Origin of the sequence: Flavipsychrobacter stenotrophus (genome assembly GCF_002954265.1) — a bacterium.
In the GTDB taxonomy this organism is placed as follows: Bacteria; Bacteroidota; Bacteroidia; order Chitinophagales; family Chitinophagaceae; genus Flavipsychrobacter; species Flavipsychrobacter stenotrophus.
This window is the reverse complement of sequence record NZ_PPSL01000007.1, coordinates 93,831-114,883: the sequence shown is the minus strand read 5'-3', so window position 1 is coordinate 114,883 and position 21,053 is coordinate 93,831. Positions and strand designations below refer to the sequence as shown.

Here is a 21,053-nt window from a genome sequence, read left to right as displayed (position 1 = left end):
CTAAGATCAATGAACTAACGATTTTCCATCATGATTATCCCTCACCAATGCTACGATCTTCTGGAAATCGGCACCATTGTGTAAAGAATCAAATGCCGGTTCGGCAGCTAGTTGCTCTACATCGCTATAACCCAACGCCGCCGCTTCATTGAGCGCGGTTATTGCCGCTTTGGTGTCCTTGTTTTTCATACTTACGATTGCCGCAAAATAGCTACAGTCCGGATTTCTAGGGTCTGCCATCTTAAATATCTTAAGGTGGCTGGCAGCATGTACCATATCTCCTGTTGATATGGCGCGGGAAACATTCATGTAGCTGATGAACCCCAGGAACGCCAAAACCCGTCTGTTAGAATTAGCTTCCTGAACCATCTTGGTATGGGTTGCCACTTTGTCGATCGCTGTGATCTTATCTGCCCACCATTGTTCATTTTGAGCGGTAAATTGCCCGGCCATCTCCTGGCACTGAGCCTGTTCTTTTTGCAGTAACTGCTGCATTGCTTTCAATGAATAAGCATAGGTGCCGCCATTGGTAAGCGCAGCCAATTGTTTTTTATAGCCCGTCACGTCCGTAAGCCCTTCCAGAACGGTAACAGTGCCGCTAAGCAATCGGACAGCAGTTAGCTCATCGTTCTTTAATATAGCCTCGCTAATATGCTTGTTCAGGTCCATCATTAGGTCCGCAATTACTGCGTCGTTGCGGTTTAGCCGGTGGGCTTTCATGCTATTTACGGTCATCCAGAGTACACCGGTTCTGAACGCTTCTGCAGGCGCCCATGCGTGAATGCCCGGCCAGGTAAGCAAAAAATGAGTTGATTTTTTCTGATCCAGGTAGTTATCCAATTGTAGCATCTCAGGCATATTAAAATCATAATTACCTGCAATGCCGAAATAGTCAAACGTTGGTTGTGCCGCTTGACCCGTATTAGGAAATCCTCCTGCACAACCTATTACACCTGCAATACCACCATGGTTCGTGGCAATCATACTCGCCACTTTAGATCCGCCCGAGAATCCGCTGGTGTAAGTGCGGCTGGTATCAATATTCAGCCGTTGGTGTATGTCATTCCACAGCGTATTGACAATTTTATCAGTTACTTCTGCAGCAATGCCGTTCTTAGATGTATTGGAACCAATTAGTATAAAACCATATTTTTCAGCGATATCCTTATACATCCGCAAGGGCAGTGCGCCGCGGGCATGCGCATCGAATAAGATGATGCACGGCCATGCCTTTTTACTCCTATAGTCTTTGGGCAGGTATAGCGCATAGCTCTGCGCCCCATCATTTTTGCAAACTACGGTGTCCTTTACAACCCCGGTCGACAGCGTATTATCATAACTAGCAGATTGATTCGACACACTCGTACCATTACTCTCCTTATGCTCGGCACCCTGTCCACACGACACAAGTAAGATCGCAGCAGCAACGACATGCCACCGCATAAAAACTGAAATAGTCCGTTTTAAATTTGCTCTGTCACTAATAAACATAAGAGTTAATAATTGTCCTTATCATTAATTGTTGCCAAACGACCACACTGGCAATTCAATTGAGCCATTCAGCCATTGAGCTATTTCGCCATTAATATCGGTTTCCCTATACACCCGTTCGGCATCTGTATGTGCAGCAATGCCGCTAGTGTGGCCGATATGTCTGTCATATTCACCACAGTATTCGTCTCGCCTTTAGGAATACCCCAGCCGTACCAAAGCAACGGAATGTGCGCGTCATACGGATTCCATGTGCCATGGGTGGTGCCGGTCTTGCTATGTCCTTCAAACCATCCCGGATTAGGTACCACCTCTATACTGCCGCTTCGGCCCCGGTAGTAACCATTTACCAGCATGGTGCGTATTGGCTCAGGTACTGCCGTTCGGTTCATGTTCTCCATATCCACCACATACTGAAATTCAGGTTTGGTGTTAAGGTAGGTAACGATGCTTTCCCTTACTTTACCCCTGTCTAGATTAGCACTTTTTATCGCAGCCTCGTTGACATAAAACTGGTAATTGGTAAAATGTTTTATGATATCTTTTTGACCATAGATACCATCAAGGTAGGTATTGAGGTCTTTTTTATAATCTTGATCCACAAAGCCCGCCGGCACACCATTGTCTATAAGGAACTGCGGATTATGTGCCGCGCCATGATCTGCGGTAAGGAAAACGGTATAGTCACCCTTACCAACGGTCTCGTCAAGATAGTCGAGTAGGGTAGCCAGGTCCATATCCAGCCGCAGATAAGCATCTTCCACTTCCATAGAGTTCGGACTGAACTGATGGCCGGTATAGTCAGTACTCGAAAAACTCACTGCCAGGAAATCTGTTTCTTCACCTTCGCCAAGCTTTTCTCCATCTCTGCAGGCCATCGCCATTTGCAGGGTCAGGTAATTACCGCCCGCTGTAGCTTTAAAAGAATTGTACCTATCCTTTCCTCTTAATTTATTTAGGTCGTGCGGAAATATGGGCGCACCCTCTCCCTTAAATTTCCCTTCATATTTGTTATCGTCAGCAAGGCTTTGCGTGTAGATCTTATTGGTCGGGTCGAGTAGTGTCCACGTAAGTTTTATCAGGCTGTCCGCAACTTTTCTTTTATTAAATGCTTGTAGCCATGTGGGGTTGGTATTCTTATAATAGGTACTGCTGCAAAAGCTGCCCGTGGTATCATCCAGCCAGTAAGCGCCATTGGCCAGGTGTCCTGCCGGCAATATAGCGCCTCGGTCTTTTATAGATATGCCATATACTTTGCTGCGAAAATTGGTGGCCAGCCTAAGCTCATCCGTAATGGTTGTGGTCAGCAGGTTGCGCGGACTCATAGACGTATCGCCAACAATACCATTATTTATTTCCCTTACAGTATCATCCGTGCAATACATTTTCTTGCCCGTGAAATTGTCGTACCAGTCATTAGCGGCTATCCCATGTATAGAGGGTACAGATCCGGTATAAATGCACGAATGCCCCGGGGCTGTGTAAGACGGCAGGTAATTGATCATGGTATTCTGGCAGTTAAAACCATCTTTCATCAGCCGCTTAAAACCACCTTTTCCGTATTGGTCGTTAAACCGGTACAGGTAGTCCCAGCGCATCTGGTCAATTACTATTCCCACCACCAGTTTGGGCCTTGTTACCTTGGTTGGTTGCTTCGCAATGGTCTGAAATGCTATGAAAAATGCCGGAATTGCTAAGAAATAACGTTTCATTAATACAGTTTAGTAACAAATGTGCAAAATTAGTAATGAACAGGCAGTTATATTTTTATTAATTTCGCTGCGCAAATGTTCGGATATTTTTCCGGTAATTGCAAGTAGAGCATATTTTTTGATTTTCAACAGATCGCTTTGCTTTTGCTAAGATTTTTAAATTAGTAAATTAAATAATAGAACATGGATATTTTTGCCAAATTTGCAAACAGGCTGGGTCCTATCGGGGACTACGCAGAAAAAGCGCCAAACTATTTCGCATTCCCTAAGCTGGAAGGAGAGATCGGAAACCGCATGAAGTTTAATGGTAAGGAGAAAATTGTTTGGAGCCTTAACAACTACTTGGGCCTGGCTAACCACCCCGAGGTAAGAAAGGCTGATGCTGATGCAGCGGCTAAATTTGGCCTTGCTTCTCCAATGGGTGCGCGTATGATGAGTGGAAACTCTGACTACCACCTTCAGTTAGAGAAAGAACTGGCTGTATTTGTTGGTAAGGAAGATGCTATGTTGTTCAACTTTGGTTACCAGGGTATGGTATCTGCTATTGATACACTTTGTGGCCGTCACGATGTAGTTGTTTACGATGCGGAATCACATGCATGTATCATTGATGGTCTGCGTATGATACCTAGTCATCGTTATGTATACAAGCACAATGATATTGCTGATTGCGAAAAGCAGCTGGCACGTGCTACCGAAATGGTAAAGAAGACCGGCGGTGGTATTATGGTGATCACAGAAGGTGTATTTGGTATGAGCGGCAACCAGGGTGCTATCAAGGATATCATTGCGCTGAGAGATCAATATGAATTCCGTTTGTTTGTAGATGATGCACATGGTTTCGGTACCATGGGTAGCCGTGGTGCAGGAATAGGCGACGAGCAGAATTGTATAGACGGTATCGATGTATACTTCTCTACATTCGCTAAGTCTATGGCCAGCATAGGTGGTTTCCTTGCTGCTGATAAAAAGATACTGACCTTCATGCGCTACAACATGCGCTCGCAGATATACGCTAAGTCATTACCAATGGCATTTGTGGTAGGTAACCTTAAGCGTCTTGAATTACTCCGCGACAGGCCTGAACTGCGCGAAAAACTGTGGCACAACGTTCGTCGTCTGCAGCAGGGTTTCCGCGACAGAGGTTTCGATCTGGGCACAACCAACACTCCGGTAACACCTGTATTCATGAAGGGTGGCCTGTACGATGCCGTTCAGCTTACCTGCGATATGCGTGAGAACCACGATATCTTCTGCTCTGTAGTTGTTTATCCTGTTATCCCTAAGGGACAGATTGAACTGCGTATCATACCTACTGCAGCCCATACCGATCAGGATATCGACGAAACATTGGCAGCATTCGATGCCGTTCGCAGCAAACTCGAAAACAAACTATACCCTCAGGAAATGCCCAACGTAGGGGTGTTTGCATAGTAGTACATAGTCGTTAGTATAAAGTAAATAGACTACATTAAAAGTTCAAATATAAAAGCGAGAGCGCAGATTTTTCTGCGCTCTCGCTTTTTATAGTCCTCATGGCGTTCACTGTTGCAGTGCTGTTCATTTGGAATTGTCTTCAGAAGGCCTCACAATATCAGTGACGAGACAACGTTACTTGTAAAGCTAAAATTACATGTAGTATTTTTCAATTAAAAAATATTTTATCTTCGTTTAAACAAACCCTATGAAGAACTTATGTATTATGATTTTTCTAATCCCTTTTTTTGCAAAAGCCCAGATTATCACTACCATAGCAGGTGTTGGAACCGTTTCTGGTTTTAGCGGAGACGGCGGCCCCGCTTCCGCTGCAACAATGACTGAAACATTCGGCATCACAATGGATGCAGTGGGGAATATGTATATTTCAGATTACTCAAACAACAGGATACGAAAAATAGATACAAGCGGTATTATTACTACGTTTGCCGGTAATGGAGGTGGGTATTCGGGTGATGGTGGCCCCGCCACTGCAGCCGGTATAGATGGCCCTGCCGAATTGGTAATGTTTGGAACCAGCCTCTACGTATCTGAAATGCACTCTTCACGGGTGCGCAAGATAGACGCAGCTGGAATCATCACCACTTTTGCGGGTAACGGATCAAGCGGATATAGTGGTGATGGTGGGCCGGCAACAGCCGCTGCGATTTCTTCTCCATATGGAATTGGTGTAGATAATGTTGGCAATGTGTATATCCCAGACCAGTATACAAATCACATTCGTAAAGTAGATACCTCCGGCATTATAACAACATTTGCAGGGACTGGAGTTGCGGGCTATAGCGGCGACGGTGGCGCTGCAACTTTGGCTGAGATTCAACTGGTTGATGACATTAAAACGGATAAAGTAGGAAACATTTATTTTTGTGATTATTTTAATAATGTAATTCGTAAAGTGGATACTTCAGGTATTATCACCACATTTGCCGGAACTGGTAGCTCTGGCTTCTACGGAGATGGAGGACCTGCTTCAGCGGCCCACATAGCTCGCCCTGGAGGACTTTTTATTGATACGTCCGGGAACATATACATATCTGACTGTGACAATAGTCGTATTCGTGTGATAAACACATCAGGTATTATTTCCACGATGGTTGGCACAGGGTCGGCCGGCTTTAGTGGAGATGGCGGACTTGCCATTAATGCGGAAATAAGGTGGCCGAACGATATGGCAATGGACTCGCTTGGAAACTTCTACTTTTGTGACGAGGTCAATTTCTGCGTTCGGAAAGTTACGCCTGCACCTATATCTGCTGTAGTGCCGGTAGTCTCGCAAGTACATGTGGGCATATACCCCAATCCGGCAAATACAACACTTTCCATAAGCTCAACCGAGACAATCAGAGAGTTAAAGATTACCGACATTAAAGGGAAGATCGTATACAGCAGTCATTATCACTCGGACAAAATTCAGGTCAGTATTGCCAATTTCAATGCCGGAGTGTATTTTGTATTTGTCAACAACAAAGAAACAAGCAAGTTTGTGAAACTATAACATTGGACCAGACATCCCAAATGCCCAATTTTCTATAGAATGACTGATTGATGATCTTGCGGATTAGCGTACCTTAACTCTTTTTGAGGCATCATTTGCCGCTGTTGAGCCTCCCAGCCAACAGTCATCGGGTCGCATTTGCGGCCCGCCCTTGTTATATGCCGCTAAGCCTGGATTGCTGCTCTGTGCTCTTTTCTCCGTCCTGCACTGGTCAAAGCGTCCGTTTCGTCCTCACCCATGCAAGCGTCTCGCTTGCGAACTCCTCCCCCTTATGCTGGGCCTAGTCTCTGACTACGTCCTTGCGGCTGCCGGTCTCCAGACCGGCGCATCGGGACTTATTCGTTTTGTATGTTTCATTGGTCCGAAGCGTCCGCTTCGTCCTTTCGCCTGCAAGCGTCTCCTTGCGAACTCCCACCTCAGTCACAGCTTAATCCCCCAACCAACTGCCATCGACCGGGCCAATTGCCACTCCTATTATCCCTGAAAATGAATAGATTATTCCTATTTAGAAGTTAAAAAATTAAAACTCCTCATTTTTATATTTTTATTAACTTTGACCCTCTCTAAGCAATAGATATGAACAAAAAATCTTTATTTTTTTCTCTAACAGCCATGCTGTTGTCAGGACTTAGTTATGGACAACAACATTGCCATACAGACGAGGCGCGCAAAGAAATATTGGCAGCTCATCCTGAAATATTGATTCGTGAAGCAGATCTGAACAAACAGATCGCAGAAGCGCTGAAGCACATTGACTACAGCAGGATGGCTAAAAAGTCCACTACTACTGATATGACCGACAGCGCTAACTTCTGGTATGATATTCCGGTGGTAGTGCATATTGTTCATGACTACGGCGTTGAGTACATGACCGATAATACAGTGTTTGATGCGGTGAAAACCTGGAATATTGTATTTGCAAAGCAAAACTCTGATACAGCTACTGTTATTGAACCATTCAAAAAGTACATAGGTAATCCGCATATAAGGTTGCATCTTGCTACCAAAGATCCGTTGGGCAATCCAACACACGGCATAACTCGTCACAGAACTTACCTGGCCAGCAATGGAGGCGATAAGGCTAAATACGATGACTGGTCTCCGTCTTCTTACCTTAATCTGTGGTTCATCAATAAGTTCAGTGGTGCGCACACGGGTGCAGCGGCTTATGCATATCAGCCACCTACCGCTGATGTTATTCCATATTATGATGGTGTAATCTCATTGTACGACTACATAGTAAACGATAATACACTGAATCATGAAATAGGTCATTGCTTCTTTCTCGATCACCCATGGGGTAGTAATAACAGCGCCGGCGCCGGAAGCTGTGCCGATGGTGGTAGTGATAACGTAGATGATACCCCGCCAACTTTGGGCCATAATGTTACAGGTTGCACCCCGGCAGCATTATATGATACTGCTTGTGCACATAACTACTTCAAGATCTATCCTAATATGGCTGGTCTCGACTCTTTGGTCAACTACCCTGATACAACTAACTCTGAGAATATCATGGACTATACTTATTGTTCCAAGATGTTCACAAAAGGACAAGTTGAGCGTATGCATGCTACATTGAATGCCTCGGTTGCTGGTAGAAACCATCTTTGGAATGATACCAACCTTTTGTATACAGGTGCATTGGCAGCAAGGCCCGATCTTAAACCAATTCCTGAATTCAATAGTACTTACTCAACTCGCCTGCAGATGTTTACCTGCCCCGGCACACAATTGAGGTTTACTAACAAGACATGGAATGATACCGTTACCAGCCTCGTATGGTCATTCTCTAATGGCGCAACTACGCCAACAACTACTATCGCTAACCCAACGTTTTCAAGTTTTGTAAATAATGCATTTACCGATGGTGGATGGGTGAACATAACTATGAAAGCTACCGGTAACCACAGCGGAGATACCACAGTGATATTCGATAAGTCAGTTTTCGTTACTGATGCCAATGCCACACCGGCATCTAACATTGTTGAAGAGTTCAACCCTGATGAAACACTGGCTAAATGGCCAACATTTAATTACTACGATAACGAGTTCAAATGGGAGCATGCGTATAACGGTTTTTATGACAACCATTCTATGAAGTACAACGGTTTTGATAGCCGTGTTAATCCTATGCTTGGCATTTATCCTCCTACTGGTATGCCTAAAGGTGACTATGATGATTTCTTCAGCCCTGCTGTAGATCTCACTGCAATGGCATCTGGTAACTGCAACATGAACTTCTTCACCACGGGTGCTTCACGTTCTAGTAATTCATTGGATATCACAGATACAATGATCATTTCTTATTCTGTAGATAAAGCTAAGACCTGGACAACACTTAAAGTATTGGCTAAGGGCGAGCTCCTGAACAAGGGGGCTATATCTACTCCATATGTTCCGGTAAGCAATGCCGACTGGGTTGCTAAATCGATCTCCATACCTACAGCTGCACGTGGTTCTTATGTAGTATTCCGTTTCCGTTACCTGCCTGGTGTAGACCATAATGGTTATGAGATCAGCACAGGTAACAATTTCTACCTCGACAGGTTGAACTTCAGCCCTAACCCTGCCGGCGTCGATAACGTTGTAATGGGCAACCTGGATGCAGTAGTTGTTCCTAACCCTACAAGCGGTAACGCATTTGTAGTAGTTAAAGATGCTGCAAACACTGTGGCCGAAGTAACTGTATCAGACATAGCAGGTAAGGTTATCTACAAGACAAGCCAGCCAATAGTGGGCAGCGAAGCTCGTATAGAGATACCACAGTCTTACATACAGGTACAAGGTATCTATATGGTACAGACTACAACGGGCGGTTTGACTAAGACGCAGAAACTGGTTGTTTATTAATAGCTTAGAGCGAAATTTCACTAACGGCCGCCACCGAAATGGCGGCCGTTTTTATTAACAGAACATGGGGAAAATTGTGTTGAATAAAATGTTCAATTGCGATTATCTTTGTTACAAATACATTTGAATGAACCCAACAAGTATAGTATCGCTCAGCAATGCCAACATTTACCAGGGAAGCAGCCTCGTGCTGAATAATGTGAATCTTGAAGTTGGTGCCGGTGAGTTTATATATATGATAGGCCGCACAGGTAGCGGCAAATCAAGTTTGTTGAAAACCATGTATGGCGATATATACCTGAAAGAGGGTAGTGGAGTAGTAGCTGGCTTTAACCTTAAAGACCTTTCGTGGAAGAAGATACCGTTACTAAGAAGAAACCTCGGCATTGTATTCCAGGATTTCAGACTGCTTACCGATCGTAACGTATATGATAATCTTGAATTTGTACTCAAAGCCACCGGCTGGAAGGACAAAGCCTTGATGAAGGAAAAGATAGAGAATGTACTGACCAAAGTAGGTCTGAAGAATAAGGGCGTCAAAATGCCATATGAAATGAGCGGCGGTGAGCAACAAAGAGTAGATATAGCCCGTGCCCTGCTCAACAACCCAAAGCTCATCCTTGCCGATGAACCTACGGGTAACCTTGACCCCGATACAACAGATGAGATCATGCAGTTGCTTTTCAACATCTGCCGCGACTACCAAACGGCATTTATCATGGCTACGCACGATTACTCCATTATACAGAAGTACCCTGCCCGTGTAGTGCGCATTGAGAACGGGGAAGTAAAGGAAATAAGTGCGGCAGGAGTATAGGTTGTCGTTAACATATCAACTAATGAAATGGCCATATCTTATTAACGATATGGTCATTTCATTTATTCATTTCAGAAATACCTTTCCACCGTCAACCCATAACTAAACAAAGTATTTTCCCTACCTGTGCGGTTGTACCGGTTATAGGAATAGGTGGTGGTGAGGCTAAGCCACTTTCTCAGCTTTACACCTAGTGTAAGATTAGACTTGATGATGTAGTCTGAACTTGAAGAAAATGAATTTTGCAGGAAATTCACACCGTTAAACGTGATCAACTCGTGTATGTTCAATTTGAATGACAGCCGTAGCGAGTTTCTGAAAGTGGTGTACTTATCGTGCGTAGAATCTGTAAGACGGATGTCACTGCTTTCGTACAATATACCATCACTCACATTTATTTTGATCTTCGCCCGGTCAAAGACATTATATGCAAGCCCCGCTCCTGTTTGGTATTGGTCAATAACCTTTAAAGAATAACTGGATGTATAATTGCCAAGTCCCCAATAGAAAAAGTGGGGTAGGGAGTTGTATACATTACAGTCAAGCGTTGAGTTGAAATCGTTGTTAGTTAGCTTGTTCTGTTGTTCTCCATACACCCAGCTATTAGCAAGATTCAGAGTAAACTGCTTCCTGTCCAGGCTCACTTTAAACGCATTGTTAAGCAAGTAAGCGCTGTTGGCATTTGTGCGGTTAATAGACCCTGCCGATTTGCAACTGACATAGTAATGCGTCGAGTCGTTGAACTGGGCCAAACCGGTAAATGCTACCAGCAGAAGTAATATGGGGGAGATAATTATCCTCATAACGCAGGGGCAAAATAACAGAAATTACCTTGAACAAAACACCTGGCCATATATGCCTTTTCTCCCATTGGGGCTTTGCACTAATATAATGGTCCTTTCTCGTCAGTTTTTACTATTTTGCTACTCCTCAACATAATACACTTTTCTTACCCCATGAGCAAAAAGATAGCACATCTCAGTTTTTCTAAGTTTGCAGACCTCTATGCTGCAAAGCTGATAGACGGTGACTTCTTTATCTCAGAAGAGAAGCAGATACTGGATCTGAGTGAATTTCCTTATCGGTCGGATGGATATATCATAGGCATTTGCACCCGTGGCACTGCCGAGGTAGAGGTAAATCTGAAAGTGTATGAGGCAAAGCCTTATGCTATGATGATGTCTACGCCATTTCATGTATCGAGGATATATAATCAGAGCGAGGATTTTCTGTGCCGGTTCATTGTATTCTCAAAGGCCTTTATGACTGAGAGTTATAATGACAGTCACTTTCTCGACAAGTTCAGCTACTTTAAGAACGACTCAATACCCACCGTAAATGTAGATCAGAAAGATGCCAAAATACTGCTCGACTTATTCTCTATGATACAGGATAAAGTTAAGCGAGAGGGTCATCCATACAGAGCAGAGATTACCCGCAGTATAGTTGCCACCTTATTATATGAGGTTGAGGCCATCTATAAATACCAATACGCTATCATCAGCAAAAAGCTGAGCCGCAAGGAAGAGCTGAATACACTCTTTCACAACCTCGTATTCAAGTACTATAAAGAGCACAGGAATGTGCAGTACTATGCCGATGCACTATTCGTATCTCCCAAGCACCTTACAGAGACCATTAAAGAGGTATCAGGCAGGACAGCCGGCGAGTGGATAGACGATGCCGTAATACTGGAAGCCAAAGTCCTCCTCCGCAACCACGACATCAGCATTGCAGAAATAGCCGACGACATTCACTTCCCCGACCAGTCTTCATTTGGTAAGTACTTTAAAAAGCACACAGCTTTGTCTCCTTCGGAGTATAGGATGGCGTTAAAAAACTAATACCAACTAAACATCAGAAATAGGCAGGTTACATGTTATTGCCCCGTTAGGTGGCAACAGGTTTGTAGCATACACAACCCTCACTTTAAAGCGTCCCGTAGGGCCGCAACAATCGCGGTCATGCTTGTTATTGATGGCTAAGTGTACTAAACTTTGCAAGCTAAAAAGTGACTGTTTTTATTTAGCAATGTCACAAATTTATCTTGCACAGTATAGTATGAATGATAGGGCGTGAAATAGTACTGGACTGCTCTTCAGCTAAATTTACCCATTATAATTCGGATCAAATTCCACTATCCATTCAATGCCATATTTGTCTCTGAACATTCCTGCATAGGTACCCCATGGACTGTCGCCGATCGGGCCTTCTACGGATCCTCCTGCAGATAGGCCGTTAAATATTTTGTCCGCCTCTTCACGGCTCTCAGCAGCCACTACTATCTTTGATCTGTTTTCGTTCTCGTTTACACGCCCCATAAATTCTGGAACATCATTGGCCATTAGCACATTGTTTTTGCCAAGGGGCAACGCAATGGTCATGATCTTATTGGCTTCATTTTCCGGCACCGGAAAATCATCGCTTTCCAGATCTTTGAAACGAACGATCTTCGTAAAGTCTCCGCCAAAAACTGATTTGTAAAAAGTGAATGCTTCTTCAGCATTTCCATTGAAGTTGATCCATGTATTAATTGCTCTCATGATTTTAGTTTTTTATAAGTGGGCGTTGCCACAGACAAATTTAATAATTCAACTTAAAATTAAGTGCTTCCACATCAGCCGGGCCAGTCAAATACTCACAAACCAGAGTTTGTGCATAATAAAACATGATACTCAGATCATTAGCGCTCCGTTACCCATGGCAACATCTCTTTGCGCTCTCTTTGTGAAACTGATTCTCCACCACTTTTCCGACTTTTTGACCAATACAACCGAGTTCCGACCCTTTGTAACGGCGAAAAACCTACCTACATTTATGAAGCACAAAATGCCCTGGTATTTTATGCCCTTTCAAATAGTCAAAACCTCAATAAGCACCGATATAGCAATGAACAGAAAAATTAAGAAAGTAGCAGTACTTGGCTCCGGCGTTATGGGCAGCAGAATAGCCTGTCATTTCGCCAATATTGGCGTGGAAGTGCTCCTGCTCGACATAGTGCCTAAAGATGCGCCGGAAGGCGACAAAAAGGCCCGCAATAAGATAGTGAATGACGCGCTCGACTTTGCGCTGAAGTCCAATCCTTCGCCCATATACAGAAGGTCATTCGCCAAGAGAATTACTACCGGCAATTTTGATGATAATCTTAAAGACATAGCCACCTGCGACTGGACAATAGAAGTAGTGGTAGAACGCCTGGATATAAAGCAACAGGTCTTTGAAAAGGTAGAAAAATACAGAAAGCCCGGCACACTCATTACTTCCAATACATCGGGCATACCCATTCACCTGATGGCCGAGGGCCGGAGCGAAGACTTTAAGAAGCACTTCTGCGGTACACACTTCTTTAATCCTCCCCGCTATCTCCGCTTATTGGAGATCATACCAACAGCTGATACATCTAAAGAGGTCACAGACTTCTTAATGTTATATGGTGAGCAGTTCCTGGGTAAGACCACGGTACTGGCTAAAGACACACCGGCCTTCATTGGTAACAGGGTAGGCGTATACAGCATGATGCATGTACTGCACCTGGTAGAAGAGATGGGCATGACCGTTGAAGAGGTGGATAAGCTTACAGGGCCGGTTATTGGCCGCCCTAAGTCGGCTACGTTCAGAACAAGTGACGTTGTGGGGTTAGATACATTGGTACTTGTTGCCAATGGCCTTACCACCAATGTGCCCTTGGATGAGGAGAAGGCAACATTCCAGACTCCCGGCTTTATTACAAAGATGCTGGAGAACAAATGGCTGGGCAGTAAAACAAATCAAGGCTTCTTTAAGAAAGACAAGGTAGATGGTAAGACTGTATTCCTTGCATTGGATCTGAAGACATTGGAATACAAGCCTTCGCAGAAAGTAAAGTTCGCTTCATTGGAAGCGGCTAAGAATATCGATGACCTGCGCACAAGGATCAAGACATTAGTTGCATCTAAGGATAAGGCAGGTGATTTTTACCGCAATACCTTCTATGCGCTATTTGCCTATGCCAGCAATCGTATACCTGAGATAACTGATGACTTCTACAAGATAGATGATGCAGTTAAGGCGGGCTTTGGTTGGGAGCTGGGTGGCTTCGAAACGTGGGATGCGCTGGGTGTAGCCAACACGGTTAAAGATATGGAAGCTGCAGGTCGCAAGCCGGCGCAGTGGGTATATGATATGTTGGCCGCAGGGTTCACTACGTTTTATAAAGTAGAAGATGGCAAGAAGCTTTATTATGATATAGCTTCTAGGTCTTACAAGGTAATTCCGGGTACAGAGTCATTCATATTGCTTGACAATATAAGGGCTGCCAATACCATCTGGAAAAACAGTGGTACTACTATAACTGATCTTGGTGATGGCATCCTTAACCTGGAATTTCATACCAAGATGAACGCCATTGGTGGCGAAGTATTGGAAGGTATCAACAAGGCTATAGACCTTGCAGAGAAAGAATATAAGGGTCTGGTCATTTCTAATGAAGGAGCCAACTTTAGTGCCGGTGCCAATGTAGCCATGATCTTTATGCTGGCGGTAGAGCAGGAATATGATGAGCTGGACATGGCTGTGCGTATGTTCCAGAACACTATGATGCGAATCCGTTATTCATCTATACCCGTAGTATTGGCACCACATAATATGGCATTGGGTGGTGGCTGCGAAATGTGTCTGCACTCAGATAAGGTAGTAGCACATGCCGAGTTATATATGGGCCTTGTGGAGTTTGGCGTAGGCCTAATCCCAGGTGGTGGGGGAACTAAAGAGTTTGCACTGCGCCTGAGCGATGAGCTGCAGGAAGGAGATATAGAGCTGAACAATTTCAGAGATCGTTTCCTTACCGTAGGGCAGGCTAAGGTATCTACATCTGCATACGAAGCGTTTGACTATGGTTACCTGCGCAAGGGTAGAGATATAGTGGTCGTTTCCCGCAACCGTGTATTATCTGAAGCTAAGGAGCAATGTTTGGTAATGGCAGATGAAGGCTACACACCACCGGTAAAAAGAACAGATATACGGGTATTGGGTAAACAGTCGCTTGGCCTTGGTTACATAGGTGCTAACAGCATGTTCTCAGGAAATTACATCAGCGAGCATGATGTGAAGATATCGCAGAAGCTGGCATATGTAATGTCTGGTGGCGATCTTTCTCAGCCTTCACTGGTAAGTGAGCAATACTTGCTGGACCTGGAGCGTGAAGCATTCCTGCAATTATGTGCAGAGAAGAAAACACTGGAGAGGTTGCAAAGCATCATCACCGGTGGTAAAGTGCTGAGAAACTAATTGTCTAAATCAAAAAAAGCTAATCAAAATGAATGCATATATAGTAGCCGGTTTTCGTAGTGCAGTAGGTAAGGCAGGTCGTGGCGGATTCCGTTTCACAAGGCCCGATGAACTGGCATCAAAAGTTATACGTCATCTTATGGCCTCGGTGCCGCAGGTAGATAAAGACCTGATAGATGATGTAATAGTAGGTAATGCAACACCCGAAGCAGAGCAGGGTCTTAATGTCGGCCGCCTTATATCGCTTATGGCGCTCGATACCGACAAGGTGCCTGGCATGACCGTGAACAGGTATTGCGCATCCGGTTTGGAGACAATAGCCATTGCCGCGTCTAAGATCAACAGTGGTATCTCCGATTGTATCATAGCCGGTGGGGTAGAGAGCATGAGCCTGTTGCCTATGGGTGGCTGGCGCATAGTGCCCGATCTGGATATAGCCAAGACCAACCCAGACTACTACTGGGGCATGGGCCTTACGGCCGAGGCGGTTGCCAAAGAGTATAATGTGAGTCGCGAAGACCAGGACATGTTTTCACTTAATTCTCATAAAAAGGCAACAGCTGCTATTGCCGCAGGTAAGTTTAAGGACGAGATCGTTCCGGTTACTGTTAAGGAGACCTACGTAGGCGAGGATGGTAAGAAAAAGAACAGGGAGTTTATAGTAGATACAGATGAAGGCCCGAGAGCAGATACATCTATAGAAGCATTGGCCAAGTTAAAGCCGGTGTTTGATGCTAAGGGTGGTGTTACCGCAGGTAACTCTTCGCAGACAAGCGACGGTGCCGCATTTGTAATGGTGGTAAGTGAGCGTTTCATGAAGGAACATAACCTTACGCCTATAGCCCGTTTTGTAAGCTATGGCGTAGCAGGTGTGCCACCCCGCATAATGGGTATTGGTCCTGTCTACGCTATTCCTAAAGCACTGAAGCTAGCCGGCTTAACAAAGAACGATATTGACCTTATAGAATTGAATGAGGCATTTGCTTCACAGTCATTGGCTGTATGTCGCACGCTTGATCTGAACCAGGATATAGTGAATGTGAATGGAGGTGCAATAGCATTGGGTCACCCATTGGGTTGCTCCGGTGCTAAGCTCTCAGTACAACTATTCAGTGAGCTAAAACGCCGCAACGGTAAATACGGAATGGTAACTATGTGCGTAGGCACAGGCCAGGGCGCTGCAGGCATCTTTGAAATGATGAACTAATTAGAATTATACGATTGTCATGGTGAGGCTCTCGAACCATGGCAATCTCACGGGACGTATTCGTTTTGTAAGCGCTAAGCCCACACTCTCCTCCTTTTGAAGGAGGAGTACCCGCCGACTAGGTGGGGGAGGTGGTTACCACATCGGGACGTATTCGTTTTGTAATACAATACACTAACAACAAAAACACTAACATGATCATGAGCACGGAGAACGCAACAAAGACAACCATAAAAGGTGGAGAGTTCCTCATCAAAGAATCACACGCGGCAGAGATCTTCATTCCTGAAGAATGGACAGAAGAACAGCTGATGATAGCAGATACCTGTACCAACTTCCTGGCGCAGCACGTTAATCCCAACCTGGTTCGTATAGATGAGCAGGAGGAAGGACTGATGGATGACCTGATGACCAAGGCGGGTGAACTGGGCCTGTTGGGTATCTCTGTGCCTGAGGAGTATGGTGGGTTTGGTAAGGACTTCAAAACATCTATGCTGGTTACCGAGCGACTGGGTGCGGGTCATTCATTTTCGGTGGCATTCGCAGCGCATACCGGCATAGGTACTTTGCCTATTCTGTATTATGGCAATGAAGAGCAAAAGTCTAAGTACATACCTAAGCTGGCCAGCGGCGAGTGGAAGGGTGCTTATTGCCTTACCGAGCCAAGTGCCGGTAGCGATGCCAATTCGGGTAAGACAAAAGCAAAGCTGACGGAAGATGGTAAGCACTACCTGCTCAATGGTCAGAAGATGTGGATCACCAATGCAGGGTTTGCAGATGTGTTTACTGTATTTGCCAAGATAGATGATGATGCCAATCTGAGTGCATTTATTGTTGAAAAGGGCTTTGAAGGATTGAGCTTGAATGCCGAAGAACACAAGATGGGTATCAAGGGCAGCTCTACACGACAGGTATTCTTTAATGACTGTAAGGTACCGGTTGAGAACCTGTTGTCTGAAAGGCAGAATGGTTTTAAGATAGCTGTAAATATTTTGAACCTGGGCAGGATAAAGCTGGGTGGTGGCACTATTGGTGCAAGTAAAGAGGTGATCTCTCAAACGGTTAAGTATGCCAATGAGCGCGAACAGTTTGGCAGGCCTATCTCTAAGTATGGTGCCATTCGCTACAAGATAGCAGAACAGGCTATCAAGACATTCGCTTCTGAGTCGGCGATATACCGCGCCAGCCAGAGTATGGAGGAAGCTACCGATACTTTAATAGCGGGTGGTATGGACCCCATCAAGGCCAAGCTCAAGGGCACAGAGCAGTTCGCAATAGAAGCGGCTATCATTAAAGTACATGGCTCAGAAACACTCGATTATGTGGTAGATGAAGGTGTGCAGGTATATGGTGGTATGGGCTATAGCGCTGAAGCACCTATGGACAGGGCTTACCGTGATAGCCGTATCAACCGCATATTTGAAGGTACTAACGAGATCAACCGTATGCTTACGGTAGATATGATGCTGAAGCGCGCGATGAAGGGAGAGCTGGACCTTATGGGCCCTGCACAACAGGTAGCCAATGAGCTGGTAAGCATTCCCGACTTTGGTGGTACTGACGATACTTTGTTTGCTAAGGAAAAGAAATACATTGCCAACTTTAAGAAGGCCATACTGATGGCTGCCGGCGGTGCTGTGCAGAAGCTGATGATGAACCTTGCCAAGGAGCAGGAAGTGCTGATGAACCTTGCGGATATGCTGATAGAGCTGTACGTAAGTGAGTCGCTGCAGCTTCGTGTAGAAAAGCTGGTGAGTATGAAAGGTGAAGACGCATGTAAAGAGTATATAGACATCATGCGTGTCTATATCAATGATGCGGCAGAGAACATATTTAAGTCTGGTAAGGAAGCCTTGAATGCTTTTGCTGAAGGTGATGAACGAAGAATGATGATGATGGGCCTGAAGCGCTTCACTAAGACCGAAGATCTGAACACAACCGAGGCACGTAGAAACATAGCCGCTAAGATCATTGCGGCCAATAAGTACTGTTACTAATAGGCTTAGTCAGATTTGACAACTTTTTAAAAAGTTGTCAAATCTCTCCAATAATTCCATTTTGATTTTTTCTTTATTGCTCACCCTTTTAACAACGGACCATTTATGAAAAAACTATGTATTTCAGCAATTGCCTGCTTCCTTTACTCTTCCGGAGCATTTGGTGCAGGTTTCCAGTTAAACCTGCAGGGATTACGCCAGTTGGCTATGGCCAATACGGGTACTGCCTGGGCGTGGGATGCCTCTTCTATATTCTACAATCCGGGTGCAGTATCCAGGCTGGAAGGAATGCAGGTATACGGTGCGGTCAACTTTGTAATGCCCAGTGTGAAATATGTGCAAACGCCAACAGGTGGCTACTCGGCAGAGACAAAGGCACAGACCTTTACGCCGTTCAATCTCTATTTCGGAGGTACATTGAAGAAGCATAATAAGATAGGTGTGGGCATTGGCGTGTATACTCCGTTTGGTAGTGGTACCAAGTGGGACGACAACTGGCAGGGCAGATATATTAACAGGAACATATCGCTGCAGAGCTTTTTTGTGCAGCCTACTGTTAGCTATAAGATCAATGAACTGGTGAGTGTAGGTGCTGGTTTCATCTATGCTTTTGGTAATGTAAAAATAGAGCAGGCACTACCGGTGCAGTTTGCCACTGGTGCCGATAGCAAGGGCACGTTAGAAGGTAATGCGAATGGGGTTGGCTTTAACCTTGGCGTACATGTAAAGGCTACAGAAAAGATACAGCTGGGTCTTACTTATCGCTCTCAGGTGAAGATGAAGGTAGACGATGGTAATGCAACATTCGTTGTGCCGTCTTCATTGACAGCTAACTTCCCCAATACCAATTTCTCTACCAAGCTCAACCTGCCAGATGTTATTACATTTGGTGTAGGCTATAAGGTCAATACTAAGTTGATCATATTGGCTGACCTGGAATACACGGGTTGGAAAGTATATGATTCATTGGTGTTCGACTATAAGACCAATACTTCTTCATTGGCCGATACGCGCACGCCCCGTCTTTATCAGAGTGTTATGGCTATAAGGCTTGGTGCTAATTACCAGATCATGAAGTCATTATCTGTAAGTGCCGGTGCTGCTTATGATCCTACACCTGTAAGAGATGGTTATGTATCTCCTGAGTTGCCTGATGCGAACAGGTATGTAGGAACAGTTGGTGCTTCATTCAGCCCTATGAAAAAGATAACCATTATGGCTGCATTGGAGTTTGTTACTTCTGACAAGCGCGACGCGACATTCCTCCCTGCAAATTTCAGCGGAAAGTACCAATCAACAGCGTTTACAGGTGGAGTAGGGTTTGCGTATCATTTCTAATTTCTTAAATCAGACAAACAATGAAGAAAATATATATAGTTGGATTAGCCACGCTTTCCCTTGCTGCTTGTAAGCCAAATTTGGAGCCTGCAAGTCCATCGAAGGGTGATGCGGATTTTACCACCTACGTTTCGGTAGGTAATTCTCTTACAGCCGGTTATGCCGATGGTACACTGTATCGCAGTGGTCAGCAGAGTTCTTACCCATCTATGCTGGCAGCTCAGTTTAAGCTGGTTGGCGGTGGTGAGTTTAAACAGCCCTTGCTGCCGGGAGAGGCCGGTTATCCGGGGCTCAAACGTGTCTTAGGTTACAGCACAGGTTGCGACGGTGTAACCGCACTTGGACCAGTATTGTATAGCGGCACGCTGGATACTACCGGTAGCTCTGCCAACATAGCAGCCGGCGGACCTTATAACAATGTGGGTGTGCCGGGTATCCGTTGTATAGACTATACTACTGCGGGCTATGCCTTATTCAATCCTTATGCCGCAAGGTTCTTTACCAGTCCTTTTGAAAAGGCGGTTACGCAGGCTACCAAGATCAATGCTACCTTCTTCTCTATGTGGTTGGGTGCTAATGATGTTTTGGGTTATGCTACGTCCGGTGGTAATGGTGCGGTAAGCGGTACAGGTCAGTCAGACATTTCGCCGTTGGCTACGTTTACAAGTGTGTATAATTCCGTAGTAGATTCCATGACTGCACGTGGTGCAAAGGGGGTATTGATCAATATACCTGATGTAACCAGCATTCCTTACTTCACTACCATACCTGCTAAGGGTTTAGTTCTGCGCCAGGGCCAGGCCGATTCTCTTTCAGCAGCTTATGCTCCGTTGGGCATTACGTTTACCGCAGGTGCCAACTACTTCATTATACAAGATGCCGCTGCACCGGGTGGAATGAGGAAGATACACGATGGTGAATACATCATCCTGACTACGCCTTCAGATTCACTGAAGTGTGCAGGCTGGGGTAGCCGCAAGCCTATCCCAAAGAATTACGTGCTATCGGCTGATGAGGTGACCAATGTAAAGGACGCGACAGCAGCATTCAATAATGTGATAGCAGCTGCGGGTGCAGCACATAATCTGCCAGTGGTAGATATGAATGCTTACCTAAAGACCATTAGCTCTGGTACAATATTTAACGGAGTTACGTTCAACGCTACATTCGTTTCAGGTGGTGCATTCTCTTTGGATGGTGTGCATCTTACACCACGTGGATATGCACTGGCTGCTAATTACATTCTGCTTACCATTAACAACAAGTATCACTCAACGATTCCAATGGTTGATGTGAACAAATATTCAGGAGTAAGATTCCCATAATTTTATCATAAAGGTGTACCCGTTATTGCTATTTGCTATAATTGGTACACCTTTTG

14 protein-coding genes are annotated in these 21,053 nt (G+C 44.9%); 10 read left to right on the top strand and 4 right to left on the bottom strand.

All coding sequences use genetic code 11. The annotated features are described in order from the left end of the window. Positions 1-6: 6 nt before the first annotated feature. Together CJD36_RS20490 and pafA are read right to left on the bottom strand one after the other, a co-directional pair. A complete protein-coding gene (locus tag CJD36_RS20490) occupies positions 7-1,443 on the bottom strand; it encodes a hypothetical protein (RefSeq protein WP_105041072.1) in 1,437 nt (478 codons plus the stop codon). 128 nt (positions 1,444-1,571) lie between these two features. Continuing rightward, complete coding sequence (gene pafA / locus CJD36_RS20485) at positions 1,572-3,203, bottom strand: alkaline phosphatase PafA (RefSeq protein WP_105041071.1); 1,632 nt, start codon at positions 3,201-3,203, stop codon at positions 1,572-1,574. A gap of 183 nt (positions 3,204-3,386) precedes the next feature. On the opposite strand from pafA, the gene CJD36_RS20480 reads away from it, so the two are divergent. From CJD36_RS20480 to CJD36_RS20465, 4 genes are all read left to right on the top strand, one after another. Continuing rightward, a complete protein-coding gene (locus CJD36_RS20480; protein ID WP_105041070.1) occupies positions 3,387-4,637 on the top strand; it encodes an aminotransferase class I/II-fold pyridoxal phosphate-dependent enzyme in 1,251 nt (416 codons plus the stop codon). Between the two features lie 268 nt (positions 4,638-4,905). Further along, the gene (locus tag CJD36_RS20475; RefSeq protein WP_161499399.1) at positions 4,906-6,195 is read left to right on the top strand and encodes an NHL domain-containing protein; all 1,290 of its coding nucleotides are present in this window, start codon (positions 4,906-4,908) and stop codon (positions 6,193-6,195) included. Positions 6,196-6,771: 576 nt separating this feature from the next. Then, on the top strand, positions 6,772-9,048 hold the full coding sequence (locus CJD36_RS20470) for a zinc-dependent metalloprotease (RefSeq protein ID WP_105041068.1): 2,277 nt from the start codon (positions 6,772-6,774) through the stop codon (positions 9,046-9,048). A gap of 127 nt (positions 9,049-9,175) precedes the next feature. Beyond that, positions 9,176-9,865 (top strand): cell division ATP-binding protein FtsE, encoded by a 690-nt coding sequence (locus tag CJD36_RS20465; protein WP_105041067.1) that lies wholly within the window; start codon positions 9,176-9,178, stop codon positions 9,863-9,865. A 71-nt stretch (positions 9,866-9,936) separates the two neighbouring features. On the opposite strand, the gene CJD36_RS20460 is transcribed toward CJD36_RS20465, so the two are convergent. Next, complete coding sequence (locus tag CJD36_RS20460) at positions 9,937-10,668, bottom strand: DUF481 domain-containing protein (protein WP_105041066.1); 732 nt, start codon at positions 10,666-10,668, stop codon at positions 9,937-9,939. A gap of 153 nt (positions 10,669-10,821) precedes the next feature. On the opposite strand from CJD36_RS20460, the gene CJD36_RS20455 reads away from it, so the two are divergent. Next, positions 10,822-11,709 (top strand): helix-turn-helix domain-containing protein, encoded by an 888-nt coding sequence (locus tag CJD36_RS20455; RefSeq protein WP_105041065.1) that lies wholly within the window; start codon positions 10,822-10,824, stop codon positions 11,707-11,709. 264 nt (positions 11,710-11,973) lie between these two features. Here CJD36_RS20455 and CJD36_RS20450 read toward each other — a convergent pair whose 3' ends face one another. Beyond that, positions 11,974-12,408 carry a VOC family protein gene (locus CJD36_RS20450; protein WP_105041064.1) on the bottom strand — a complete coding sequence of 145 codons (435 nt, stop codon included), beginning with the start codon at positions 12,406-12,408 and terminating at the stop codon, positions 11,974-11,976. A 346-nt stretch (positions 12,409-12,754) separates the two neighbouring features. On the opposite strand from CJD36_RS20450, the gene CJD36_RS20445 reads away from it, so the two are divergent. The 5 genes from CJD36_RS20445 (at position 12,755) to CJD36_RS20425 (ending at position 20,997) form a co-directional block, all read left to right on the top strand. Next, on the top strand, positions 12,755-15,130 hold the full coding sequence (locus tag CJD36_RS20445; RefSeq protein ID WP_105041133.1) for a 3-hydroxyacyl-CoA dehydrogenase/enoyl-CoA hydratase family protein: 2,376 nt from the start codon (positions 12,755-12,757) through the stop codon (positions 15,128-15,130). Between the two features lie 28 nt (positions 15,131-15,158). Next, positions 15,159-16,337, top strand: coding sequence for an acetyl-CoA C-acyltransferase (locus tag CJD36_RS20440; RefSeq protein WP_105041063.1), 1,179 nt, complete (start codon positions 15,159-15,161; stop codon positions 16,335-16,337). A 200-nt stretch (positions 16,338-16,537) separates the two neighbouring features. Next, positions 16,538-18,334: an acyl-CoA dehydrogenase family protein gene (locus CJD36_RS20435; RefSeq protein WP_105041132.1), complete on the top strand. Its 1,797-nt coding sequence runs from the start codon at positions 16,538-16,540 to the stop codon at positions 18,332-18,334. A gap of 105 nt (positions 18,335-18,439) precedes the next feature. Beyond that, a complete protein-coding gene (locus CJD36_RS20430) occupies positions 18,440-19,672 on the top strand; it encodes an OmpP1/FadL family transporter (protein ID WP_105041062.1) in 1,233 nt (410 codons plus the stop codon). A 20-nt stretch (positions 19,673-19,692) separates the two neighbouring features. Next, positions 19,693-20,997, top strand: coding sequence for an SGNH/GDSL hydrolase family protein (locus tag CJD36_RS20425; RefSeq protein ID WP_105041061.1), 1,305 nt, complete (start codon positions 19,693-19,695; stop codon positions 20,995-20,997). Positions 20,998-21,053 lie beyond the last annotated feature (56 nt).